Origin of the sequence: Streptomyces sp. NPDC002181 (assembly GCF_042890485.1) — a bacterium.
Classification (GTDB): domain Bacteria; phylum Actinomycetota; class Actinomycetes; order Streptomycetales; family Streptomycetaceae; genus Streptomyces.
Map to the genome: position 1 here is coordinate 38542 of NZ_JBIASC010000014.1, position 23784 is coordinate 62325.

Sequence of the window (23784 nt, forward strand, 5' to 3'; positions counted from 1 at the left end):
GCGGCGAGGAAGAGGAACGCGGCCGAGCCCGGCGAGCACATCGTGCCCGCCGGGCTCATCGCGCCCCCTCCGTCGTCAGCCGACCGGGGAACTGACGACCGTCCACTGCCAACCGGTGCCGGACCAGTGGTCGAGCGTGGCATGCCCGCGCTCACCAGCCGAGTCCCAGTCGACGAGCCAACTGCCGGCGTCGTAGAGTGCCGCCCCGGGCGCGACCCATCCCTCGGTCGCACCGTTGGCCCCGCCGTCGTCGGTATGGGCATCCGCTTTGACGTACACGTACGCGGTACCGGCGTTCTGCACCCATACCACCCCCCGGGCGCTCTGCCCCGAGCGCTCGATGCAGACGGTGGCCGTCAGGCCCGGGGCGGAGGCCCCGACCGGCACGCCGTAGCTGCAGACCGGGCCCGCGGCATGGGCGGGACCGGCCGCCAGCAGTGGCGCCGCCGCGACGAGGGCCGCTGTCGCCAGCGGCGCCAAGACCCTCGCCCTCCGTCCGGCGGCAGTCAGCGGGCTGACCCGCATGCCGCTCACGACACCCACACCCACGGCGGAGTGCTGCCGGGGAACGAGGTCCAGCCGGAGCACGTCGACTGCGCGGTCTGAGCCGCTCCCGCTCCGCCCGGCATGAGCGCCGAGGAGGCCGGCATCAACGCGGTCGCGCCGGCCAGGTTTCTGATCTTCATTCAGTGCCTCCGTGGTCCTAGCGCAGCTTCCATACCCTGAAGTCGCTCGTGAATTGGGACTCGTCCTGTCCGGCCCATCCGACCGGCCCGAGGGTCTTCCGGGCGATGTGGCCCGAGGTGACTCCGGCTTCGCCGAGCTGCGTGGGGTCGTCGGGTGTGAACACGGTGTGGTTCTCGCCGTCCAGGTCCATGTTCGTCGGAGTCGTCCTCTTGTAACTGACGCTTGAGGTGTCCCCGGAGAGGATGATCGGATCGTTGATCAGGACCTCGGTGGAGCCCGTGAGGATGTCGCTGCCGCTGCAAGAGCCGCTCACGTCCTCGTAGAGGAACTCCCTGATCCTGGACTGCAGCTTGCCCTGTCCGTCGACGAAGAAGATGACGATGGCCTCGGCCCACACCTCTCCGTTCCCGTTGTCGCTGCTGCAACCGCTGATCTGGAATGCGCGGGGACTGGACTGGCTGACGATCCTCGCCGTTTGCGCGCCCCGAGTGTGCGTCATGGTCTCGGAGGATTTGACCGTCGGACCGAAGAGGAGCCCCCACGAGTCGTCGTCGATCACTTGGAGCTTCATTGAATCGATCTGGACCATGTAGACCGCATTGCTGGGGGATGCCTGAGCGATACCCGCGGTGCTGAGCGTCAGAGCCGCTGCAGCCGTGCCGGCCGCCGCGGCAGCGGCCGCATTTCTCCACCTCACTGGCATGGGCGAACCTTTCCACTGCTGATGCCTTCGCCGGTGCACTGCATTTCGCGGGTGCTGCACCGGCCGGGGAATTCGTTTCCCCATGCTCGGCAGTCGAGGCTCGGGCGGAGAGAGCAGCGATTGCTTCATACGATCGCCGAGGCGTCGTGGGCGCCGGACACGACCCTCCCACAACGGCGCCCTCGCCACCACGTCCCCACCAGCGCGCTGTTCGTCGTCTCCGGACTCGTCGCGCTGGTCGGGGGAGGCTGCGCGACGGCACTCGCCGTGATGGGTCGGAGGGGGCCGGGGGGGGGCTACCTGTTCGGAGCTTTCAGCGGCGCGGACGTGATGTGTTCCATGGGCGCACAGCGAACTCGGTAGCGGCCGTTGGGGATCCGTTCGGCCGCGTCGAGCCGCACGGTGAGCGGCCCGGCCCATTCGTAGCCCCGGCGCCGGCCATGGCGCTCCAACCGGTCGGTCAGTTCCTGCCCCACGAGGGTGAGGTGCGGGCCGATCTCGGTGAACACCGCTGGAGGCAGCTCGACCGAGTACACGTTCGGCACCACGATACGGCGGGAGCTACAGACGACGGCCCGCTCGTCGCAGGTTCGCAGCAGCGCCCGGACCACCTCCGCCTCCGCCGCCTCCATGCCGAACAACCTCTCCACCAATGCCCGCTCGGCCTGCTCGATCGCCCGCTCCCAGCCTTTCAGCGTGTCCATGCACCGCGCCTGCCCGGCTTCCGAGACGTCACGCGGGGGCCGGGAGGAGTCACCGACGCGCAACGCCCTTGGCCTGAGCGGACACGGCGGGTCACGCTTGACCGCGGTCCACCGCTCCGCGAGCGTGGTGCTTACGCGCAACCGCAGGCAACCGCGGTCCGGAACGGAGGCCACCCGGGTGGGAGAGAATCAGCGGCGCATGGAGGCGGGGGAGTGGTTCCGCCCCGACGATCCCCAACTCGCGGCCGACACCCTGCGCAGGGTCGAGCTGTGCGCGCGGTACAACGACACGCCGACCGGGCAACCGCGCGAGGAGCGGGACGAGATCCTGCGGGAACTGCTGGGCTCGGTGGGTGCCGGGGTCCGGATCCGAGCCCCGTTCCACTGCGACTTCGGCCGGAACATCCGGATCGGCGCGGGTACGTTCGTCAACTTCGGCGCGGTCTTCCTCGACACCGCGCCGATCACCATCGGCGCGGACGTCCAGATCGGTCCCAACGTCCAGTTGCTCACCCCCACGCACCCTCTGGACCCCTCGGCCAGGCGCGCGGGCTGGGAGCGCGGACTGCCGGTGACCCTCGGCGACAACGTGTGGCTCGGCGGCGGCACCATCGTCTGCCCCGGCGTGACCATTGGCCCCGACACCGTGGTCGGTGCCGGCTCCGTGGTCGTCAAGGACCTCCCCGCGGGCGTCCTCGCCGTCGGCAACCCGGCTCGTGTCGTCCGCTCCCTCGGTCCGGCCGAAGCGGGCCCCGGCCAGCCGGACGACGAGGTTCCGCAGACCCCGTAGCACGGGGGCGCAGGCGGTACGGACGCCGCCGGAGGCGTTCACCGGCGGCGGACCGGTCTCTAGCCGGTCACCAGTGGGGCCCCTACTGTGAGGGCATGGCGACGCGGAGGCCGGGGATGCCCGGCGAGGTGGAGCGGGGAGCTGCGGGGACGACCGATGTGGTGCTGCGGGAGGGCGGGGGTTCCTGGCTGACGCTGCCGCGTTCGGTGGGCCGCGCCGCGACGACCGGCCTGTTGGCGGGGCTGGCCGGGCTCGTTCTCGCTGTGCCGACGGCGGCCGTCGTCCTCCTCTCCGGCAGGGGATGGGCGGCGGTGTGGGTGGTGGTGTCGTGGATGGAGTCGGCAGCGGTGGCGCTGGGCTTCACGGGCGCGCTTGCCGCGGCCTGTTTCCGGGTGTACCGGATCACGTTCTCGCCTTCCTCCGACGGCCCCCTCATGGTGCGGGTCGTGCGGGGCCTTCGGGCCGGCCCGTGGAGGGTGGGGGAGGGGCCGATCCGGGTGCGTCTGGAACGGGTGATCGAGGAACCGTGCGGCGACGATCCCAATCCGGCCACCACTGTCGTGAGCTTGCGGGTGATCCGGGACGACAGCGACATCGGCCGGTCGGTTCTCCCGCCGGGCACCGACATACCCCGGCTCGGAGCGGCTTTGGAAGAGGCGCTGGGATCGTCCGTCGTCATCGAACTCCACGTCAGGCGCAAGACCCGCCCCAGGGTCACGCGCCGAGCGAACCGCGGCGGATTCACCGGCATCAGCGGCGCCGGGGGATACAGCTGCGGGGGCGGCAGCGGCGGAGGCTAGGCCGTGTCCGGCCGTGTCTCTCGGATCAGGGCGGGTCGGCGCACACGGGCCCGGGAGTCACCGGCCTGAGGATCACGCCGTTTTCGTCGCGGAACGCTCTGCGGTCCTGCTCCTGCCGGTCCCCGGGCTCTTGCGGCTGGTTTTGGCGGCGGCAGTGCTCTTGCGCCGCGGGGTCGTCTCCTTGTCCGCGACGGCGCGGGGCGCAGACGTCCGGAGCCGCGTGACCGGCCACTTGAGCTCGATCTCCAGCTCGATCCGGCCGTCACTCACCTCGACCTCGATCTCACTGTGCAGGTCGTCGGGGATCCGCAGGCTCAGGGTCCCGGAACCGAGTTCCAGTTCGCCGTCCCCGCCCTCTCTCAGCACTGCCGCCAGTGCCGTGAGCTGGTCGGCCGCTTCAAAACGCGACAGCGAACGCTTCTGTTCAAACTTGAGGTCGGCCATGCTCGTTTCCCATCAGGGCGAGAAGGTGCACAACGTCCATTTTGAGGCCATGAGGGGCATCGGACATCCTCATGGTGCTGCACCCGGCCCCTGAGCGCCCGTCCGCGGGCGCCGGAGTCGGCGGCGCCCGGTCAGCGGATGTTTACGGAACGTGAGCCGAGGCGTGTCGGCGGCGGGCCCCGTTCTCCCCGGTCTACGGTGGATCCGAGGTCCGGCGTCACCCTTCGAGGAGCAGCAGATGAACCCGACGACAAGGACGCCCGGCGCCATCAGCGCCTCCCGGCACCGGACGACCTTGACGGCACATGCGATCTGAGCTGCGACCGGACCCGGGGAGCGGTCGGTCGTGACCGGACAGAACCCTTCCGGCGCGGACCGGACGAGCCCGCAGGCGCCGGGGCGGAAATCCGCCGTCCACACCGAGAGCCGCTGGCCGATGGCCGCAGCGGTCATCGCTTCCGCGGTGCTCACCCTGCTTCTGCCCGACGACCTGCGTCTCGGGCCCCGATGGGCGCTACCCCTCGCCGAAGCCCTGCTGCTGGTGGTGCTGATCTCGGGAGACCCCGGCCGGATCAGCCGCCGCTCCACCGCCTTGCGCTCAGTGGCGATCGCCCTGGTCGTCGTCCTCGTGGGCAGCTCCATCTGGTCGACCCTCCAACTGATCGACGACCTCATCCACGGAGGCCACGAGACCAACTCCGCCAATGCCCTCCTTCTGGCCGGCGGCAGCGTCTGGGCCACCACCGTTCTGGCCTTCTCCCTCCTGTACTTCGAACTGGACAGCGGTGGGCCGGCGGCACGGGCCCACCACATGCCCCCCACTCCGGCGCTCGCCTTCCCCCAACACCTCAGCCCGGAACTGAACGCCCGGCACTGGCGCCCCCACTACATCGACTACCTGTACCTCGGGTTCACCAATTCCACCGCGCTGAGCCCCACCGATGTCATGCCGCTCGCCCCCTGGGCCAAGAGCGTCATGACGCTCCAGTCGATCCTTTCCCTCATGATCCTGGGACTCGTCGTCGCCCGGGCCGTGAACGTCCTGGCGTGAGACGAGGAGGCTCCCGGCGCCGCCCTTCCCTCGGAGGCAGGGCCGCTCACTTCACCGAGCCCGCCATCACGCCTTGGACGAAGTGCCGCTGGAAGGCGAAGAAGACGACGAGCGGGACCACCAGGGAAAGGAAGGCACCCGGCGCGAGGACGCCGATGTTGCTTCCGAACTGCCTCATCTGGGACTGCAGTGCGACCGTGAGGGGTTGCGACCCGCTGTCTGCGAACAGCAGGGCCACGAGCATGTCGTTCCAGACCCAGAGGAACTGGAAGATGGCCAGACTCGCGATGGCCGGGCGGCCGAGCGGCAGCACGAGCCGGAAGAAGATCCGCCACTCGCTGCCGCCGTCCATCCGGGCGGCTTCCAGCATCTCGCCCGGGATCTCGGCGAAGTAGTTGCGCAGCAGGAACACCGCGAACGGCAGCCCGTAGGCCACGTGGAACAGGACGACGCCGGCGATCGTGCCGAACAGCCCCACCGCCCCGAAGAGTTTGGCCACGGGCAACAGCCCGATCTGTACGGGTACCACCAGCAGCCCGACGACGACCAGGAAGATGCCGTCGCGGCCGGGGAAGTCGAGCCAGGCGAAGGCGTAGCCGGCGAGTGCCGCGATGCCGACGACCAAGGCGGTGGTGGGAACCGAGATCAGGACGGTGTTCCCGAAGGCCTCCGCGATGCCCGAGTCCTTCAGCAGGGCGCTGTAGTTGTCGAGGGACAGCTGCGACGGATCGGCCAGAGCCGTCCACCACCCGTCGGAGGCGTTGTCCCGCTCGGAACGCATCGAGGAGAGGAACAGGCCCGCGAGCGGCGTGATCCATACGAGGGCGACCAGGACCAGCAGCCCCTGGACGACCGAACTGCCCAACAGGCGGGACGTGCGGCGCCGTTCGACGGCGCTGTGGCTGCTCATGCTCCGCTCCTTCGGAAACGCCGGATGTTGAAGACCATGGCCGGGACGACCAGCAGGAGGAGCACCACGCTCAGCGCGCTGCCGAGCCCCTGGTCGTTGCCGCCTCCGAAGGAGACCAGCCACATCCGGGTGGCCAGTACGTTCGCCTCTTCCTGGACCGGCCCCGGAGCGATGATGTAGACGAGGTCGAAGACCTTCATCACGTTGATGACGAGGGTCACGAACACCACCGTGAGCACGGGCGCGAGCAGGGGGACGGTGATCCTGCGGAAGATCTGGCCCTCACTGGCCCCGTCCATCCGGGCCGCCTCCAGCGCGTCGCGGGGGATCGCCGCGAGTCCGGCGCCGATCAAGACCATCGCGAAACCGGTCCACACCCACAGGTAGGCGCCGATGATGGCGGGCGTCACCAGCGCCGGGCCGAGCCAGTTCACGCCCTGGTACGGGGCGGCGAAGTTGGCCGCGGGCAGCCGTACGGTGTACTCGCCGTCGGCCAGCCCGGTGAAACGGAACGACCCGTCGTCGGCGGCGGTCGCGGTTGCGGCCACCCGGCCGTCCCGTACGGCCTCGACCGTCATGCCGGGCAGGCCCTTCTCACCCGGATCCACCCTGCCCGGTGTACCGGCGCCACCGGGGGCGAAGTCGAGGTACACGACGCCCCCGATCCCGTCCGCCGCCGCCGGGGCCGCCGCGGCAGCGGCCTTCGCGCCGGCGGGTATCGCGTCCGGCGCCACCCCGACGAAGCCGAGACTGACCGAGCCCCCGGTCCGTACGGTCTTCTCGGTGCTGTACGGGCCGCCCGCCCCGCCCGTCAGGCCCTGGCCCTCCCGGATGCGGGCCGTCGGATAGGCGGGGTCGTCGACGAAGGCGTCGTGGACGCCGACGACGGCCGCGTTGAGCACGCCCCGGTTCGGGTCCTGCTCGTAGGCGAGGCGGAAGACGATGCCCGCGGCGAGGAACGAAACGGCCATCGGCAGGAAGAGCACCAGCTTGAACGCGGTCGCCCAGCGCACCTTCTCCGTGAGCACGGCCAGCATCAGCCCGAGCCCGGTCAGCAGGAGGGGGGCGACGACGACCCAGATGGTGCTGTTGCGGATCGCCTTGAGGGTGGCGGGGTCGTGGGCGATCGCCGCATAGTTGCCGACCCCCACGAACCGGTCGCCGTCGGCGTCGAAGAGGCTGCGGCCGACGGAGAAGACGACCGGGTAGACGACCAGCGCACCGAGCAGCAGCAGGGCGGGCAGTACGAAGACGATCGCGAGGCGGCGCCTTCTCCGCCGGGCCAGGCGCCGCGGATCCGCGGGGCGGCAGGCGGCGCGGGCGCCGGCGGTGGTGCTGCTCTTGGCAGTCCCGCCGCCGGCGGCAAGAGTCTCAGCCATGGCGGACCGCCTCAGTTCCCGTACGCCTTGGCGGCTTCGGCCTCAAGTTTCGCTGCCGTGCCCTGCGGGTCCGACGGGTCGCGCAGGAAGTCCTGGAGGAGCTTCCACTCGCCCGCGCCCTTGGTGCCGCCGAACGCGGCCGGGGCCTGGTCCGACATGTCGAAGCGGACCGAATCGCCCGCAGCGATGAGGGACTTGGCGGTACTGCGCGTGGTGTCGTCGCCGTACGCCGCGAGATCGACCTTGGTGTTGGGGGACAGGAAGCCTCCCGCGCCGGCCCAGACCTCGGCCGCGTCGGGGCCGGCCAGGAATTCGACGAGCTTCATGCCGGCTTCGGCGTTCTTGCCGTTCTTGAGGACGACGGCCGCGTCACCGCCGCTGACGACCGGCGCGGTACCGCCGTCGACTGCGGGGAACGGGAAGAACTTTGCGTCCGTCCCCGGCTTCTTGCCGAACTGGTCCTTGGCGATCCCGCCCACGAAGTCGCCCTCGTAGACCATGCCCGCTTTGGGCTCGGGGCCGAAGACCTGCTCGACCGAGGAGGGGAAGTCGGTGCCGAGGGCCGCCTGGGAGCCGCCGGCCACGAGCTGCTTGTCCTTGAACAGTTCACCGAGCGTGGTCAGCGCCTTGACGACGCTGTCGTCGGTCCAGTTGAGCTTGTGCTGGGCGAGCTGGTCGTACTTCTGCGGCCCCGCCTGCGAGAGGTAGACGTTCTCGAACCAGTCGGTGAGGGTCCAGCCGTCCTCGCCGGCCACGGCGAAGGCCGGCCGGCCCGAGTCGGCGAGGTTTCGGCCCGCCTTCAGCAGGTCGGCGTAGCTCTTCGGCTCGGCGGCGACGCCGGCCTGCGCGAAGGCCTGGGGGGCGTACCAGACGGTCGACTTGTGGGCTGCCTTGAAGTAGAGGCCGTAGTACGTGCCGTCGACGCTGCCGTAGTCCTTCCACACCGGGGCGAGGGAGGAGCCGGCCGTCCGGGCGGCCCCCTCGGACAGGGGCTTGAGCCAGCCCTCCTTGGCGAACTGCCTCAGCACGCCCACCTGGGGGACCATCACCACGTCGGGGGCGTTGCCGCCCTCGATCTTGCTGCCGACGAAGGTGGACACGTTGTCGCCGGAGGGGACGAAGACGGTCTTGGCGCCGGTCTTCGCGGTGAAGGCGTCCAGGACCTTCTTGAAGTTCTTCTGCTCGCTGCCGGTCCAGACACCGGCGACGGTGACGGTCTGGCCGCTCAGTTCGCCGCCGCTCGCGGGGCCGGTCGTGGTTCCGCAGGCGGTGGCGCCGAGCGTGAGGGCGAGGGCCGCCGAAGCGGTGGCCGCGGTACGCCGGGTCGTCTTGCCGGTTCGTCGCATGATGAAGTCCTTTTCGTGCGGGAAGGCGTCGGGAGGGGGCAGGGGCAGACGGACGGGTTCGTCGCGGCCGCCCGGGTGGTCAGGGCGCCGGGCACGCCGCCGTCCACCAGGCGGCGGTCGCCGCGGGGAGCACCCCGTCGGGGCAGGGGCCGCTGGCGAGCAGCGGGGTACCGGCGACGGGGGCGGGCACCGGCTCCGTACCGAAGTTGACCGCGCAGACCAGTCCGTCACCGCGGGTCATCGCGAGTACCTGCGCGGGCGCGTCCAGCCAGCGCAGGGTGCCCTCGCCGAGCTGCGGCAGACTGCGCCGCAGCTGGAGGCCCTCGCGGTAGAGGTGCCAGAAGGAACGGGTGTCGGCCAGGGCCCGGTCGGTGGAGTGCTCGGCGAACCACTCGGGCTGCGGCAGCCACGGTCTCGCACCGGGCACGCCCTGGCTGAAGCCGAACGGGGAGGCGTGCCCCGACCAGGGCAGCGGCACGCGGCAGCCGTCCCTGATGTGCTTGCGGCTGCCGGTGCGGTGGAAGATCGGATCGGTGAGGACCTCGTCGGGGAGGTCGAGGACCTCGGGCAGTCCGAGCTCCTCGCCCTGGTAGACGTAGGCGGCACCGGGCAGCGCGAGCATCAGCAGGGCGGCGGCGCGGGCGCGGGCCGCTCCCAGCCCGCTGCCCTCCACCCCGGGCTCGCCCGCGTAGCGGGTGACCGTACGGACCTGGTCGTGGTTGTTGAGCACCCAGGTGACGGTGGAGCCGGTACCGGCGATGTCGCGTATCGCGTCGGTGATCGTCGCGCGGAACGAGTCGGCGTCCCAGGGCGCGCTGAGCAGGTCGAAGAAGAAGGCCTGGTGCAGTTCGTCGGGACGGACGTACGCGGCGTGCTCGCGCGCGGTCGGCACCGACACCTCGCCGACCAGCAGCCGCTCCCGGCCGTCCCGCACGCCGTACTCCTCGCACACCGCGCGCCAGCGGCGCCACACGTCGTGCACCTCGGGCCGGTTCCAGGCCAGTTGGTTGACGGCGTCGCGGGCGCGCTCGTCCGCTCCGGGGTCTTCGGAGTCGGGCAGATCGGGATGCTTGAACAGTCCCGCGGCCACGTCGATGCGGAAGCCGTCGACGCCGCGGTCCAGCCAGAAGCGCAGCACCCGCTCGAACTCGTCGCCGACGGCCGGGTCGCGCCAGTTCAGGTCGGGCTGTTCCGGCGTGAACAGGTGCAGGTACCACTCGCCGGGGGTGCCGTCGGGTTCCGGGACGCGGCTCCAGGCGGGACCGCCAAACATCGCGCGCCAGTTGTTGGGCGGCTCGGCGCCGGACGGTCCGCGTCCGGGAGCGAAGTGGAACCGGGAGCGCTGCTCGCTGCCGGGCTCCCCGGCGAGCGCGGCGCGGAACCACGGGTGCTCGCTCGAACAGTGGTTGGGGACGATGTCGAGCAGCAGCTTGAGACCGAGCCGGTGGACGTCCGCGACCAGCCGGTCGAACTCGGCGAGGTCGCCGTACACGGGGTCGACGCCGCAGTGGTCGGCGACGTCGTAGCCGTGGTCGTGTTGCGGGGACGGATAGAACGGGCTGAGCCAGATGCCGTCGACGCCCAGCTTGCGCAGGTAGGGGAGTCCGGCCCGGACGCCCGCCAGGTCGCCGATGCCGTCGCCGGTGCTGTCGAGGAAGCTGCGGACGTAGACCTGGTAGATCACCGCGTCGCGCCACCAAGGGGCCGGTGCGGGGGCGGTGCGGGAGGGCTGGCCGGAGTCGGCCGGAAGGGTGCTGAGCATCTCGCGTCGACCTGTTCTGCTGAATGCGAGGGCGCCCCAGAGCGGGTGCGCTGTTATGCATGCATGTTAAGTAGCAGCGACTGGAAGGTGTCAACGGTGTGTCCAGAAACAGCGAGAGACTGGGGTGATTTGTGCATGTATCTGCCCGTGCACGACGAAGGGCCTCTACTTAACATGTAAGTAGAGGCCCTTCGGAATGGCCGCGAAGCGGGGGCGGTCAGTCCCTGCGGGAGAGCGGCCCGAGCTCGCGCGCGAGCCGCGCCACGCCCTGCTCCGGCGTCTGGCGCAGCGCCATCACGTCCTGTGCCACGGCCTGCACGGTCAGGCTCACCTGGTCGTAGAGCGGACTCTTGGGGCGCGGAACCGCCGCCAGCACGCTCTGGCGGAGCGTGGGCAGGTAGGGGTGCGAGCGGACCAGCTCGGGGTCCTCGTACAGCGCGGCGCGCACCGGTGGCAGTGAGCCCTTGGTCAGCACCTGCCGCTGGACCCGTTCACTGGTGAGGTAGGAGATGAGATCGGCCGCGGAGGCGGGATGCCGCGTATGGCTGCTCACGGCGAGGTTCGAGCCCCCCAGCACGCTGGTGCCGGGCCCGGCGCGTCCGGGCAGCGGTACGGCGCCGAACCTGCCCGCCACGTTCGAGCCGCTCGCCCCGGCGTCCGCGTACACGTAGGGCCAGTTCCGCAGGAAGAGCAGCCGGCCGTCCTGGAAGGCCTGCCGCGACTCCTCCTCCTTGTAGCCGAGCGCGTCACGGGGGATCCAGCCCTCCCGTACGCCGTCCGCGAGGAAGCGCAGTCCGGAGCGCGCCGCGTCCGAGTCCACCGTCACCCGTGCCCCGTCGTCGCGCAGGATCGAACCGCCCGCCGAGTGCACGGCCTCGGTGACGTTGACGGTGAGGCCCTCGTACGGGAGGAACTGGCCGGCGTACCCGTCCAGGCCGTACTTCGGGGCGATCGTCCGCGCCTGACGAGCCAGCTCGTCCCATGTGCGCGGCGGCTGCTCGCCCTCGCGGTCCAGGATGTCCTTGCGGTAGTAGAGCAGTCCCGCGTTGGTGACGTACGGGACCGCGTACAGACGGCCGTCGAACGTCGCGGTGTCGACGACCGGGCGCAGGAAGGCGTCCAGGGGGAACCGGCCGCGGTCGAGCGGGGCGATCCAGCCGGCCGCGGCGAACTCCGAAGTCCAGGCGACGTCGATGTTCAGCACGTCGAACCGGTCGCGGCCCGATCGCAGTTCGCTGATCATCTGCGCCCGGCTCTCGTCGGCCGAGTCGGGCAGCTCGACGAGCGTGACGCGCTCGCTCGCGTGGGCGGCGTTCCAGTCGTCCAGGAGCGGGGAGAGGTAGTGGGTGAGATCGCCCGCCGTCACGAGGGTGAGGGGGCCGCGGCTCGCGGAGGCCGCGCCCGCGTCGGAGCGGACGCCGAAGCCGGCATGGCCCGCCAGTACCACCGCCGCCACCAGGAGAGCTCTACCCGCGGCACGTGTCCACCGCATAGATTCCTCCCAGCGCACCACTCAGAGCACGATCCGGCTGCGCCGCCGACCGCAGTGGCCTATATATACCCGTTAGGCATGGGCGATACTAGACGTCCAGGCAGACGGGACGGGCGACGGCGCATTCGGCCCGCTGCCGAGTGAACCGTTGACTACGGAGCGGGAAGGGGGAGGGCGAGTGCGACTGGCGCTCCTTGCGCTCCTCACCCGTAGCCCCGCGCACGGTTACGAGCTGAAGCAGGACCTTGAGAAGCTCTTGGGCGCCGCGTACCCTCAGCCCAACGTCGGCCAGATCTACGTCACCCTCGGCCGACTCGAGAAGAGCGGCCTCATCGAAGGCGAGGACGTCGAGCAGTCGGGCCGGCCCAACAAGCGTACGTACAGGCTGACGGACGCCGGGCGCGAGGCCGTGCTGGCCTGGTTCGAGGAAACCGCCGAGGAACCCCGGGTACGGGACGAGTTCTTCATGAAGCTGGCACTCGCACCGCGGTCCGGCCTCGCGGACCCCATCGCCCTGATCAACAGGCAGCGGCGGCAGTACCTCAACACCATGCGGGACCTGTCCAAGCTGGCCGCGGCCGAGGACCGCGACAACAAGATCTCCCAACTGCTGATCGAGGGAGCCATGCTGCACTTGCAGGCCGACCTCGACTGGCTGGAACGCTGTCAGGAGGAGCTGGAATGAGCGACGATGCCGCCACGGCTCCGGTCGTGTCCGCCGATATCGTCGCCGCCGGTGGTGCGGTGCCCATCGTGCGCGCCGAAGGCCTGACCAAGACCCATCACGGCGAAGGCCTGCCGGTGCAGGCCGTGCGCGGGGTGGACCTGTCCGTCCGGCCGGGCGAGTTCGTCGCGGTCACCGGACCTTCGGGAGCGGGCAAATCCACCCTGCTGCACCTGATCGGCGGCCTCCAGCGGCCCGACAGCGGGAAGCTGTGGCTCGCCGGAGAGCGGGTCGATCAGTACCGCGAGGCCCGGTGGGCGGTCCTCAGGCGCCGCAGCATCGGCGTCGTCTTCCAGTTCTTCAACCTGGTCTCCAACCTCACCATCGCCGACAACGTCGAGCTGCCCGCCCTGCTCGCCGGCGCCTCCCCGAAAGCCGCCCGGGCATCCCGCGCCGAACTGCTCGCGGAACTGGGACTGGAAGGCCGCGAGCGGTCGATGCCCGGCGAGCTGTCCGGAGGCGAACAGCAGCGGGTCGCGCTCGCCCGCGCACTCGTCAACCACCCCGCGCTCCTGCTCGCCGACGAACCGGCCGGCAGCCTCGACAGCAAGGGCACCCGCGAGGTGTTGCGGCTGCTCTCCCGGTTCCACCAGCGCGGCCAGACCATCATGATGGTCACCCACGACGCCCGGATGGCCAGTGCCGCCGACCGCGTCATCAGCTTCTTCGACGGGCGCATAGCCGACGACGCACACCTCGACGGCGGACGGCGCGGGCCCCTCCGCGGCGTCTCCGGGGTACTGGACCTGGAACCGGGTCCCGAGCGGTGACCGTGCGGGCCACCCTGCGCTGGGCACACGCCGACTTCCGCGCGCACCGGGGCGAAGCACTCTTCGTCGTCCTCGCCAGCGCCGGGATCATCGCGTCGCTCCTGTTGGCCGGCGCACTCTTCGGCTACGCCGCCAACCCCTGGCAGCGGATCTTCAACCGGTCCCACGGCGCACACATCTGGCTGCACACCCGCGCCGGGGCGGACACGGACGCCCTGGCCGGCCTCGACGGGGTCGCGGCGGTTTCCGGGCCCTACCGCACGACGGCGACGACGGTCGAGGCGCACGGCGCGCGGGCCGGGGTCACGCTGCGCGCGGCATCGGCCTCGCCCCCGGAGACGGGCCGGCCGCTCGTGACCGCCGGCAGCTGGCTCACCCGTCCGGAGGGCGGTACCCGTCCGGGCGCGGGCGCTGGAGCGGAGACCGGCGCCGGTGCGAAGGCCGGTGCCGGAGCCGTCGTACTGGAGGACTCGGTCGCGCGGGCGCTCTGGATCGAGCCGGGCGACACCGTACGGGTCACCGGGGCGGACGGCGCCCCGCACGCACTGCGGGTGAGCGGCATCGCCGAGGCGGCCGAACCCCGCTACCACCCGGGTGGCGCGCCCGGCACGGGCTGGGTGCTCGACACGGCCCTCGACGAGATCGCCCACGGGGCCACCGGGCAGAGCGTGGGCCTGCGCCTGGCGGATCCCGACGACACCGACTTCATCGTCCAGCGCGCCGTGACCGTACTCGGCGCCGACCGGGTGGCCCAGGTCACCAAGTGGCAGCAGGCACGCGCCGAGGCGGGCGGCGACGACCGGCTCCTCGGGCAGGTGTTCGGCGTCTTCGGGCTCGGAGCACTGCTCGCGGCGGCTCTCGCCGCCGCCGGCGCCATCGGCGCCCGCATCCGCGGCCAGCTGCGCGACATCGCGATCCTCAAGGCCGTCGGCTTCACCCCCGGCCAGGTGGCCCGCGGATTCCTCGTACAGCACCTGGCCTTCGCCCTCCTCGGCGTGACCCTCGGCACGACGGCGATCGCCCTGCTCGGCGCCCGGATACCGGGGCGCATCGGTGAGGCGGCGGCGCTGTCGCAGGACCTCCCCGGTCACACCGGACTCATGATCGCAGTGCCCTGCGGTGCGCTGCTGCTGATCGCGACCGCCACCGGTCTGTCGGCCTGGCGGGCCGGACGGGTGCCTCCCGTTCCGGTGGCCCATGCCGCCCTGTCGTCCGCCGCGCCGATGACCGCGCTCGGCAGGCGGGCCCTCGGAATGCGGGTGCCTCCCGCGCTGGTGCTGGGATGGCGCGCCGCCTTTCCGCGCCGAGGCCGGACGCTCGTACCCGTGGCCCGCCTCGCCCTGCCCCTGGTGCTGATCACCGTCGCGCTCGTCGCCTGGTCGACACTGGACCAGTTCCGCAGCCGGCCCGCACTGATGGGGTTGCCCGCAGCACTGACCGTACGCGCCGAACAGCCCGCCGGAGCCTCCGACGCGGAAGTGGAGAAGCTCCTCGGGGCCAACCCGGACGTCGCGGAGGTCCATCCCGGCGTCGAGGTGGCGGCGCTCGTACCGGGCCAGACCGGCACCATCACGCTGCGCGGGCTGGGCACGGCCGGTTCCCCGTACCCCTCGGCGGTGGTGGAAGGGCGCGCGCTCGCAGGCCCGGACGAGGCGGTGGCCGGCCAAGGGCTGCTCGATCTCCTCGGGGTGCGCGTCGGTGCCTGGGTGCGGATGACCGTGGAGGGACGGCCGCAGATCCTGCATCTGGTCGGCCGCTCCATCGAACCCGAATCCGGGGGCCGGGTGATCACCACGACGCTCGACGCACTGCGCGAGCGCGATCCGGCGCTGCGGCCCGGCTTCCACGCCCTGGTGCTGCGCGAGGGCGCGGACCCCCGGGCGGTCAGCGCCGCGCTCGCCACAGCGGCGGGCGGGACGCTGGAAATCCGGCAGACCGCCAATCCGGCCGACCGGCTGGAGCCCGCGCGAGCGGTGATCGCCGCCCTGATCGCCGTGCTGGCGCTGATCGGACTGACGGAACTGCTGACCCTGATCGGCACGGGCGTTCGCGAGCGGGGCCGGGACCTGCTCGCACTGAAGGCGATCGGACTGACGCCCCGGCAGATCGGCTCGACGATCGTGACTGCCGCCGGACTGACCGCGCTGGCCTCGGCCGTGGTGGGGACGGTGCTGGGAGTGCTGTCCGGCGGCTGGCTGGTGGACGCGCAGGGCGCATCGAACGGGATCGGCGCGGGCATCGCCCGGTTCCCCTCAGTGACCGTGCTGTCGGTGGTGGTCGCCGCAGCGGTGCTCGGAGCGGTGGCGGCGGCGCTCGTACCGGCGACCCGGACCGCCCGGCGCAGGCTGGCGGACTCACTGAGCGAGACCCTCTGACGGACGGGCACGGCGGTCCCTGACCTCGCGGCAGCCCGCCGGTCGGGCACGGCGGCGTGCGCGCCGATCCGCCGGGGAGGAACGCGGCCCCGCGCGGCCCGGCGGCCCGGGCGGGGTGGGACCTTCACCATTTCACGGCGATTTCATCGCTCCCCCGTAGCGTCCGGTCGACGTGTTCGCGGCGCCGCGAACCTGCCGTGAACTGCCCAGCTGAGTGGAGTATGGCGTGAGCGAACCGCTGCCCCGACCCGTTCCCGAGGCCGATACCGGGCCGCCCGGCCGTCAGATCCGGGTGGTGCTGGGCGCCGGGCTCCTCGGGACGGTGCTGCTGGCCGCCTCGCTGGTGATCGACCTCTCGGGGGCCAACGACGTGAGCGTCCCGCGGCTGCCCTCGCTGCCGACCGTGCTCCCGAACGGCTCCCCGACAGGGCTCCCGTCGGGCTTCCCGACGGATCGTCCGACGGGCTTCCCCACGGGCTTCCCCACGGGATTCCCCACGAACTTCCCCACCGGCTTCCCCACGAACTTGCCGACGAACTTCCCGAGCGACCTACCCGGGCTCCCCACGTCCTTGCCCAGCTTGCCCGTCGTGCCGGGAGGCGGCTCGTGAACGGACGCGTTTTCCAAGACCTCCGGGACGACCGGGCCGCCACGGCGAAGGCGCTGCTGATCGCCCGCGGCGCCGTCGCGCTGTACGTGGTCGAGCTACTGGGAAACCTGACGCGGACCCGGCTGCTGCCCGACGAACCGGCCCTGTCGATCTTCTACGAGCTGCCGTCCGACCTCGCCGGCATGCCGGGATTCCCGGGCTCGCTCGACCGCCTGCTGTCCATGCCGCGCGCCGTCTTCTGGGGCGTGCTGGCCGGCATCGTGGCGGGCGTGCTGATCCAGGTGTTCATCGCCGTCACCCGGCAGCCCGACCGGCGGGCCGCGGTACTGACATGGGTGACGCTGGGGCTCCTGCTGCTGCCGTTCGGGCTGATCCCGCTGATGGTGCTGGTCGAGTACTTCCCGGTGACACTGGCCTGTCTGCCGAGCACCGTGTTCGTGCTGCTCCTGCTGCGCGCCGGGGTACGGTTCGCCCGCGTGCCGCTCGCGGCGCTGCTGGCCGCGTTCGGTTGGGGCGCGCTGATCGTCTTCGGCCTCGGCCGCGCCTACACCGGCCTCGCGTTCGCCACCATCAGCGGCCACCTGGGCAGCAGTCCCGGTGGCGACCTCGGCCAGTTCACCAGGAACCAGTTCCGCACCATCGACCTGGTGATCGTGCACCTGGGCGTCGTCAACGCCCTCGTCGTCGCGGCCGGCGTGCTGCTGCTCCTCGTGCTGTTCCGGTACCGCGTGACCGACGCGGTCACCGGCCTGACCCTCGGAGCCGCGGTCGGGCTGGGATACAGCTTCGTGGAGAGCATCCTGTTCATCAAGATCTACGGCTCGCTCGGCTCCTTCTTCGGGACGACCGGCGGCTTCGAGTACTGGATCAGGCAGTCGATCGGCCTGCTCGGAGGGCAGGTGGCCTTCGGCGCGCTGCTGGGAGCAGGTCTCGCGCTTGCGACCCGGGCGCGGCGTCGCGCTGCGGTCGCCGCGGCAGCCCTGGCCGCGGGCGCCGGCGGGGCGACGGCGGCCGAGGTGCTGTCCGGGTGGCTGTCTTCCCGGCTGCGGGGCCAGGTCGAAACCGGCAGCACGCTTGACACCCTGGTGGTCTCACCCCTGCTCTGGCTGCTGCCGCAATTGCCGTTCATCGCCCTGGCCGTGGTGCTCCTCGTACTCGGACTGCGCGAGCGCGGTCAGGCCCTGCGGGCCGCGACGGCCGCAGAGGCCGCGACCGGCCACCCGGCCGTCACGAGGGCGGAGGAGACCGTGCTGGTCTCGCCCGCGCTGCGGTTCTGGGCGTTGGCGCGCACCAGCCGCCGGTACGGACGGCGGGCGGCCCTGCGGCTGCACCGCCTGCAGACCGCCCAGTTGGACCTCGTCAGCCGGTGGGTGCGGGAAGACCCGGACCTCGAACCACAAGGAGACGTGTTGCGCGCGCGAATACTGCGGCTGAAAGGCGGACGGTCGGAGGCCGGCTCATGACGGGCCGCCGCACCGCCGCCGTGGTTGCCGCACGGATCACCGGGGCCGCCGCCCTGCTCGCCTGCAGCATGCTGCTGTCGGCCCCGTCCGCCTCGGCCTGTGTGGTCGGCATCGGATACAAGCCGTCCCTGGACATCGGGGGGCCGAGCCGCCACAGCAGCTGTTCGACGGGCACCTCGCTCGCAGGAGCCGGCGGGGTCGCCGTCCTGGTGCTCGGAGCGCTCGGCGTGGCGGGCCGCCGCGCCTACCGGCGGGGGGAGGAGGCCATGGGTTCGGACCCGGCGCTGACCGGATACCTGGAGGCCGCGGGTGTGGTCCCGCCGGAGGAGGGAGACGGCCATGCCGGGCAGTAGCGCCGGCCCGCCGGGGGCGGGCCGCCGGAGCCGCACCGTGCGCGCCGTGGTCCTGGCCGTCGCACTGCTGATCGCCGGTCTGCCGGTGCCCGCGGCGGTGCCGGCGGCGGTGGCCGCGCCCACGCCGTCTCCCGGCCAGTCCGAGGTGGCGGGGGAGTTCGCGGACATCGCGCGCGAACTCCTGAAGAACCCGATCAGCCGGGCCGGGATCGAAGCCCACGACAAGCTCAAGATGACGGACGGAGCCCGCAACCTTGCCGTCATCTGGTTCGACCTGACCGGCTTCCGGCCGTTCCATCTGGAAGCCATCACCAGGACGTTCGGAGAGGAGACCACCAAGTTCAGCGGCCGCCACACCGGCTACGGCAGGCTGCTGAGGCGCGAGGGCAACGAGGCGCTCTTCGACGAGATCGGCATCGCGGGGGACGGTCCGCTGCTGGAGTTCGCCGCCGTCAACGATCCGGGCTGGAACCACTCCGAGTCCGTCATCTACGACAAGGTCCTGAACCCCCTCCTCGGCGTCCTCGGCCTGCGGGCCGAAGCGATCGACCAGCTGAAGGGGAGGGCGATCGCCGGATACTCGGACCGCGGCCGCTGCGGGCCCTGCGAGAAGCTCACCAGCAGCATCCCCGAGAAGAATTTCAAGTCCGGTACGCCGTACGAGACCAGCCAGGACAGGAAGGCATCGGCGAACCGGGTGGCCGCCATCACGAGCCAGGGCATCTCCCAACTGGCCAGGGAGAGGAAGGAGAAGGAGAAGCAGGCGAAGGCGGCCCTGCCGGTACCGGGCAGCCAGGCCACCACCGCGTGCACCTCGATGGGGAGCGGCAGTGGACGCTACGTCATGGCGATGCCCCTGCACAGGGCTGCCGACCCGTGCGCCGGGTCGGCAGGGGGCGCGCGGCCGGGAGCCCTCGACCAGGCGCTCGCACCGCCCGGCACGACCTACGGCGGCGTGGATTTCTCGACCCTGGAGATGCGCTACTTCTCCGACGGCTCGGACGGGGTGCAGTACGCGTACTCCGCACAGCCCCTGCCCGAGGGCTACCAGCAGGACCCCGGACTCGGGGCGCGCATGGTGGAGAACCTGGGCGACGACCTGCGGACCTGGCTGGTGCTGGACCCGCAGAAGTTCTGGGTCAACCTCAACCCCGCCGAACCGGACCGCATCGTCGACCCCGCCCTGGGGGAGACCAACGCCGGAAAGGCCATGCTGGAGGCGGACCTGCAGATGAAGCGCACCGAGGCGCGGATCCTGCACCCCGACACGGAGACGGGCGCGAAGTACTGGCAGCAGATCCGGCCCGGTGCGGACGGCTCCCTCTGCTTCTCCGGGCGGATGTGGATCGTGCCCGGACAGGTGGAGGTGCGCGAGGACGGCGGATCCCTCCAGATCCTCAAGGCGCTGCTCGACGTGAAGACGAAGTCGGACCACATCGACGACCCTTCCTCCCAGCCGTGCAAGGCGGACCCGGCCACCGATGCCCGCAACGAGGAACTGCATCGCACCCTCGTACTGCCCGAGGTGGTGAAGGCGGTCAACACCGCGCCGGAGTACGCACCCCTGCGGCGCGCGTTCATGGCCCGCATCGTCGCGCAGTGGGTCCGCGAGCGGCACCAGCAGGGACACCGGACCTCGTTTGACAAGATCATCGGATCCGGGAGCCTGGGCCCGGCCCGGCTGGAGGGCAGCTGGCGCCCGAAGCAGGTCTTCGAGGACTACGTCCGCTCGTACCGCGACAAGGAATTCGACATCACGCGGGAAGCCACCGAGAGCGGGGTCCAGCGCGTCACCCGGTTCGTCTACGGCGGGGCCGACCTGACGAACGTCCGGCTGACCGCCGTGGGCGCGGCGGAGGCCCAGCAGAGGTACCCGCAGCTCAACCGGGCCGCGCAGGACTCCGCGGCCAAGGCGGTCACCGCGCCCGACGGCTCGATCTGGCTGGGCGGGGCCGCCCGGGCGCCCGAGCAGGGCTTCTGGGACGGGCTCAAGGACGACGCCGACAGGCTGACGGGCGGGAACGGACCGTGGCTGGCCATCGTCCTGCTCGCCCTGGTGGGCCTCCTGTTCGGCTTCCGGAGCCGGCGCGGGGACCGTGCCCCGGGGTCGGGGTGAGGACGGCGTCGGAGAGGCTCGCCCCGCGTCCCGCAGGCGCGCTCGGCCCCCGCCCCCTGCGGCCGGCCTGGCCGATACCTGCTGTCATGGCCACGTAAGATGACCCCGGCACCGGCACGCACCCGCCGCCATTCCAACCTGACCGGGCCGTAAGCGTGTGAGCCGTCGCTCAAGTGTTCGAAGGCTTCTGATACATATTCAAGCCATGAACATGATCACTCGCCGACAGGCGCTGGGGCTCGGCTCCGCCGTTGCCGCGGCCGCCGGACTGGCGGCCTGCTCGCCCGAATCGACCTCCTCGGCGCCGGAGGCCGGACCCTCCGGTGCCTCGGGGGCGGCCGGCCCGTCCGGAGCGCCCGTCTCCCTGCCCACCGGCACCATCGACGAGACCTACGAGGGCCACCGCATCCAGATCACCGTGGGTCCAGGCGGCCACCACGGCATGGTGATGCCCACGGTCAAGATCGACGGCAACGACCTGCACATCATGCCCAACGCCGATGGCAGCTGGGTCACCGTCGTCAACCACTACGAGACCTTCCCGGACCCGGTCTCGGCCGCCCGGGCCGCCGTCCGCGAGCTCCAGGGCGCGGCCCTCGTCCCTTTCACCGCCAAAGAGGCCAAGCTGTGACCGTCCGCAAGAACCAGGCCACCCTTACACCGGCCGAGAAGAGCGCCTTCGTCAACGCGGTCCTCGAACTCAAGCGGACGGGCATCTACGACCGGTACGTCAACGCCCACAACTGGTACCTGCTGAACGACTCGGACTTCGGCGACCGGACGGGCCACCGCTCACCCTCCTTCCTGCCCTGGCACCGCCGGTTCCTGTTGGACTTCGAGGCGGCGCTCCAGCGAATCGACAAGAACGTCTCCCTTCCCTACTGGGACTGGACGGCCGACCGTACGGCCAACTCCTCGCTATGGGCTTCCGACTTCATGGGCGGCACCCGCCGGTCGGGCGACGGCCAAGTACTCGACGGGCCGTTCGCCTTCCAGGGCGGCAAGTGGGCCCTGACGGTGGGCGTGGACCGGCGCACGTACCTGCGACGCGGCCTCGGCACCGGGACCCCGCAGCTGCCGACGCGGGCCGACGTGGACTCCGTGATCTCCATACCGGAGTACGACACCGCTCCCTGGAACAGCGCCTCGAAGGGGTTCCGCAACGCCCTGGAGGGCTGGCGGGGCGTCAACCTGCACAACCGGGTGCACATGTGGGTCGGCGGCCAGATGACCTCCGCCGCCTCTCCCAACGACCCGGTGTTCTGGCTGCACCACGCCTTCATCGACAAGCTGTGGGCCGAGTGGCAGGCGAAGCACCCGAAGTCGGGCTACCTGCCCGCCGTCCGGACGCCGAACGTGGTGGACCTGCGGTCCGTCCTGAGCCCGTGGAACAACGTGACCCCGGCCGACCTGCTCGACCATCACCGCTACTACACGTTCGACACGGAGGGCGCCGGGCAGCGCTCGTAGCACGGGGCTTCGAGCCGGGCTCCGGCTCAGGTCGCGGGCTCTGCCGCCACGTCGCGCCGACGGTCACCGTGCACGTCTTCGCATCGCCCGCGTCGCATGCCGTGTACTGCCGCACGCCCTCGGACCTCGCGCTCCAGCGGGGTCTGCCCTGAGGCCCCCACCGGCTGCGCTCCTCCGCTACGCGAGGATCCGGTGCGGCGTGACGTCGTGGATCTTGCCGTGCTCGGCCGTGGCGGTCATGAACGTGCGGAAGGGTTGGCGCCTGCGGTCGGTGGCGGAGCCGGGGTTGAGCAGGCGCAGGCTCCCCACCGTGGTGTCCCAGGGGATGTGGCTGTGGCCGGACACGAGCACGTCGAGAGCGGCCTCGTCGACCCAGTCCCCCGGGTGCAGGACGGCATCGGCTTCGTCGACGGCCGTCAGCACGGCTGCGGGGAGTGAGCGTGCGCGGGTGGGGACGTGGGTGTCGGACATCAGCAGCAGCCGCGTGCGGCCCAAGGCAGCGGGGCGCGGCTCATGGTCCTCCGCGACGACCACCGCGTGTCACGTGCGGGAGCAGGGCGGCGAGGGCGGAGGTCCCCGCGAGGGTACCCACCACGACCATGGCCACGCCGAGTGCGAAGAGCCCGCTGGAATCGTCCGACCAGTCGTAATACGAGGCCGCGCCCATCCCCGCCGTGGTGCCGAGCACGGCAGCCGCGGGATGCCCCCGCGACGTGGACCAGACGACGCAGGCGGCGACGGTCAGTACGAGCCCGGCCACCTGCCACGCCTCGTACGGGCCCGTCACCGAACCGTCGGGGTGCACGTCGCGATGCTGGTCCCAGCCCAGCCAGGCGGCCCATGCGGCGACCGCGACGACGAAGGTGAGCAGGACGTGGACGACTGCCAGTGGCTTGCGGTTCATGGTCCAAGCATGGGGTTCGCCGCCGGCGCGCGACAGAGTGCGCCTACCTAGCCCCACTGAGTACCGGACCGGCACATCGGGTGCACGTGGGAGGGGCTGCCGTCTCGGGAGTGGACGGGCGCGGCGAGGCGACGTCAGCGCACGGCGACCTTCACGGTCAGCGTCTCCCCGGGCGGCGTGGAGGACTCCCCGGGTCGTCGGTAGGCGAATTTCAGGTCCCCGGTGCCGCGTCGGACGGCGGTGAAGCGGAAGGTGTGGACGCCCCCTCTGCCCACCATGTGAGACGGGTTCGGTGAGGGCGTGTAGGTGGAGGATTTCAGGCGCAGTGGGGAGGGGAGGGCCGTGATCTGCCACTCGTAGCCGGTGCTCGGGTTCTCCTCGAGGACGACGTCCGTGGACTGACCGAGGCGGAGAGTGACGCTCCGATCGGCGTCCGAGCCCGTCGCGTGCGCCGTGGGCACGGCGCCGGCGGCCTCGGTGGGGAAGACGGCGAGGGCGCAGAGGGCCGCGGCGGCGGCCGTACGAAGAAGGGGAGGCATCCGGGATCCTCCTGCTCGGATCGGGAGGCGTGCTGCCTCGGGCGAGGACCTCCGTGTCGAACCAGCACGCCTCTTGCCGACGGCCGACGCAACCGCATCGCCCACGGCCACGCGGCGGCTGAAGCGGCTTCCGGGCGGTGGCTGAGGCGGGGGAGGCTCGGCATCGTCACGCCTGTCTGGAGGCGCTTCTGCCGACAGAGGTTCGGCCAAACGGGTGAATGCGGCCGTGCAGCGGGCGGACCTGGCCGGCCCGTACCGGGTCCTCCTCCCGGAGCGCCGTGCGCACGGGCACGTTGCGTGACTGCATTGAGCGGCTGGAGGAGCGGCCACGACGACCGGTGCGACATCGGGATCACCATCGAACGCGGAACGCCGTGGATGCCGGAGCCCAC

General features: G+C 71.5%; 25 protein-coding genes. 12 read left to right on the top strand and 13 right to left on the bottom strand.

All coding sequences use genetic code 11. From position 1 onward, the window contains the following. Positions 1-75 precede the first annotated feature (75 nt). The 4 genes from ACFYXV_RS28330 to ACFYXV_RS28345 all read right to left on the bottom strand — a co-directional run bounded on the left by ACFYXV_RS28330 (position 76) and on the right by ACFYXV_RS28345 (position 2094). Positions 76-480, bottom strand: a complete 405-nt coding sequence (locus ACFYXV_RS28330) for a hypothetical protein (RefSeq protein ID WP_389384354.1) — start codon at positions 478-480, stop codon at positions 76-78. Between the two features lie 50 nt (positions 481-530). Continuing rightward, positions 531-686 (bottom strand): hypothetical protein, encoded by a 156-nt coding sequence (locus ACFYXV_RS28335; protein ID WP_385465995.1) that lies wholly within the window; start codon positions 684-686, stop codon positions 531-533. A gap of 17 nt (positions 687-703) precedes the next feature. Beyond that, positions 704-1390 carry a hypothetical protein gene (locus ACFYXV_RS28340; RefSeq protein ID WP_389384355.1) on the bottom strand — a complete coding sequence of 229 codons (687 nt, stop codon included), beginning with the start codon at positions 1388-1390 and terminating at the stop codon, positions 704-706. A 296-nt stretch (positions 1391-1686) separates the two neighbouring features. Then, positions 1687-2094: a DUF3662 domain-containing protein gene (locus tag ACFYXV_RS28345; RefSeq protein ID WP_389384356.1), complete on the bottom strand. Its 408-nt coding sequence runs from the start codon at positions 2092-2094 to the stop codon at positions 1687-1689. Positions 2095-2272: 178 nt separating this feature from the next. Between ACFYXV_RS28345 and ACFYXV_RS28350 the strand changes: the two genes are divergently transcribed. Together ACFYXV_RS28350 and ACFYXV_RS28355 are read left to right on the top strand one after the other, a co-directional pair. Then, positions 2273-2884: a sugar O-acetyltransferase gene (locus ACFYXV_RS28350; protein WP_389384357.1), complete on the top strand. Its 612-nt coding sequence runs from the start codon at positions 2273-2275 to the stop codon at positions 2882-2884. 116 nt (positions 2885-3000) lie between these two features. Further along, positions 3001-3684, top strand: coding sequence for a hypothetical protein (locus ACFYXV_RS28355; protein WP_389384358.1), 684 nt, complete (start codon positions 3001-3003; stop codon positions 3682-3684). Positions 3685-3756: 72 nt separating this feature from the next. Here ACFYXV_RS28355 and ACFYXV_RS28360 read toward each other — a convergent pair whose 3' ends face one another. Next, positions 3757-4128: an amphi-Trp domain-containing protein gene (locus ACFYXV_RS28360; protein WP_389384359.1), complete on the bottom strand. Its 372-nt coding sequence runs from the start codon at positions 4126-4128 to the stop codon at positions 3757-3759. Between the two features lie 346 nt (positions 4129-4474). Here ACFYXV_RS28360 and ACFYXV_RS28365 point away from each other — a divergent pair, with 346 nt between their 5' ends. Next, positions 4475-5179: a hypothetical protein gene (locus ACFYXV_RS28365; protein ID WP_389384360.1), complete on the top strand. Its 705-nt coding sequence runs from the start codon at positions 4475-4477 to the stop codon at positions 5177-5179. A gap of 46 nt (positions 5180-5225) precedes the next feature. Here the strand turns inward: ACFYXV_RS28365 and ACFYXV_RS28370 are convergent, their stop codons facing one another. The 5 genes from ACFYXV_RS28370 to ACFYXV_RS28390 all read right to left on the bottom strand — a co-directional run bounded on the left by ACFYXV_RS28370 (position 5226) and on the right by ACFYXV_RS28390 (position 12068). Continuing rightward, on the bottom strand, positions 5226-6089 hold the full coding sequence (locus ACFYXV_RS28370) for a carbohydrate ABC transporter permease (RefSeq protein ID WP_389384361.1): 864 nt from the start codon (positions 6087-6089) through the stop codon (positions 5226-5228). Then, on the bottom strand, positions 6086-7468 hold the full coding sequence (locus tag ACFYXV_RS28375; protein ID WP_389384362.1) for an ABC transporter permease subunit: 1383 nt from the start codon (positions 7466-7468) through the stop codon (positions 6086-6088). Before ACFYXV_RS28375 ends, ACFYXV_RS28370 begins: the two co-directional genes overlap by 4 nt. An 11-nt stretch (positions 7469-7479) precedes the next feature. Then, complete coding sequence (locus ACFYXV_RS28380; RefSeq protein WP_389384363.1) at positions 7480-8814, bottom strand: ABC transporter substrate-binding protein; 1335 nt, start codon at positions 8812-8814, stop codon at positions 7480-7482. 79 nt (positions 8815-8893) lie between these two features. Beyond that, positions 8894-10576, bottom strand: a complete 1683-nt coding sequence (locus ACFYXV_RS28385; protein WP_389384364.1) for a glycoside hydrolase family 13 protein — start codon at positions 10574-10576, stop codon at positions 8894-8896. Positions 10577-10793: 217 nt separating this feature from the next. Next, positions 10794-12068: an ABC transporter substrate-binding protein gene (locus ACFYXV_RS28390; RefSeq protein WP_389384365.1), complete on the bottom strand. Its 1275-nt coding sequence runs from the start codon at positions 12066-12068 to the stop codon at positions 10794-10796. A gap of 178 nt (positions 12069-12246) precedes the next feature. Here ACFYXV_RS28390 and ACFYXV_RS28395 point away from each other — a divergent pair, with 178 nt between their 5' ends. The 9 genes from ACFYXV_RS28395 to ACFYXV_RS28435 all read left to right on the top strand — a co-directional run bounded on the left by ACFYXV_RS28395 (position 12247) and on the right by ACFYXV_RS28435 (position 21949). Then, a complete protein-coding gene (locus ACFYXV_RS28395; protein ID WP_383352242.1) occupies positions 12247-12753 on the top strand; it encodes a PadR family transcriptional regulator in 507 nt (168 codons plus the stop codon). Then, positions 12750-13562 (top strand): ABC transporter ATP-binding protein, encoded by an 813-nt coding sequence (locus ACFYXV_RS28400; protein WP_385465959.1) that lies wholly within the window; start codon positions 12750-12752, stop codon positions 13560-13562. The genes ACFYXV_RS28395 and ACFYXV_RS28400 overlap by 4 nt, the downstream gene beginning before the upstream one ends. Positions 13563-13564: 2 nt before the next feature. Then, the gene (locus ACFYXV_RS28405) at positions 13565-15937 is read left to right on the top strand and encodes an FtsX-like permease family protein (protein WP_389384517.1); all 2373 of its coding nucleotides are present in this window, start codon (positions 13565-13567) and stop codon (positions 15935-15937) included. A 226-nt stretch (positions 15938-16163) separates the two neighbouring features. After that, on the top strand, positions 16164-16547 hold the full coding sequence (locus ACFYXV_RS28410; protein ID WP_389384366.1) for a PT domain-containing protein: 384 nt from the start codon (positions 16164-16166) through the stop codon (positions 16545-16547). Further along, positions 16544-18010 (top strand): PrsW family glutamic-type intramembrane protease, encoded by a 1467-nt coding sequence (locus tag ACFYXV_RS28415; RefSeq protein WP_389384367.1) that lies wholly within the window; start codon positions 16544-16546, stop codon positions 18008-18010. The genes ACFYXV_RS28410 and ACFYXV_RS28415 overlap by 4 nt, the downstream gene beginning before the upstream one ends. Further along, positions 18007-18363: a hypothetical protein gene (locus ACFYXV_RS28420; protein ID WP_389384368.1), complete on the top strand. Its 357-nt coding sequence runs from the start codon at positions 18007-18009 to the stop codon at positions 18361-18363. Before ACFYXV_RS28415 ends, ACFYXV_RS28420 begins: the two co-directional genes overlap by 4 nt. Further along, positions 18350-20479, top strand: coding sequence for a hypothetical protein (locus ACFYXV_RS28425; protein ID WP_389384369.1), 2130 nt, complete (start codon positions 18350-18352; stop codon positions 20477-20479). The genes ACFYXV_RS28420 and ACFYXV_RS28425 overlap by 14 nt, the downstream gene beginning before the upstream one ends. A 205-nt stretch (positions 20480-20684) precedes the next feature. Continuing rightward, positions 20685-21110, top strand: a complete 426-nt coding sequence (locus tag ACFYXV_RS28430; protein WP_389384370.1) for a tyrosinase family oxidase copper chaperone — start codon at positions 20685-20687, stop codon at positions 21108-21110. After that, entirely contained in the window at positions 21107-21949 is an 843-nt protein-coding gene (locus tag ACFYXV_RS28435) for a tyrosinase family protein (protein ID WP_389384371.1), read from the top strand. The genes ACFYXV_RS28430 and ACFYXV_RS28435 overlap by 4 nt, the downstream gene beginning before the upstream one ends. Before the next feature lie 177 nt (positions 21950-22126). Here ACFYXV_RS28435 and ACFYXV_RS28440 read toward each other — a convergent pair whose 3' ends face one another. From ACFYXV_RS28440 to ACFYXV_RS28450, 3 genes are all read right to left on the bottom strand, one after another. Next, complete coding sequence (locus tag ACFYXV_RS28440; RefSeq protein ID WP_389384372.1) at positions 22127-22420, bottom strand: metallophosphoesterase family protein; 294 nt, start codon at positions 22418-22420, stop codon at positions 22127-22129. A 40-nt stretch (positions 22421-22460) separates the two neighbouring features. Next, a complete protein-coding gene (locus tag ACFYXV_RS28445) occupies positions 22461-22853 on the bottom strand; it encodes a hypothetical protein (RefSeq protein WP_385465935.1) in 393 nt (130 codons plus the stop codon). Positions 22854-22987: 134 nt separating this feature from the next. Beyond that, complete coding sequence (locus tag ACFYXV_RS28450; protein ID WP_389384373.1) at positions 22988-23392, bottom strand: protease inhibitor I42 family protein; 405 nt, start codon at positions 23390-23392, stop codon at positions 22988-22990. Between the last annotated feature and the right edge of the window lie 392 nt (positions 23393-23784).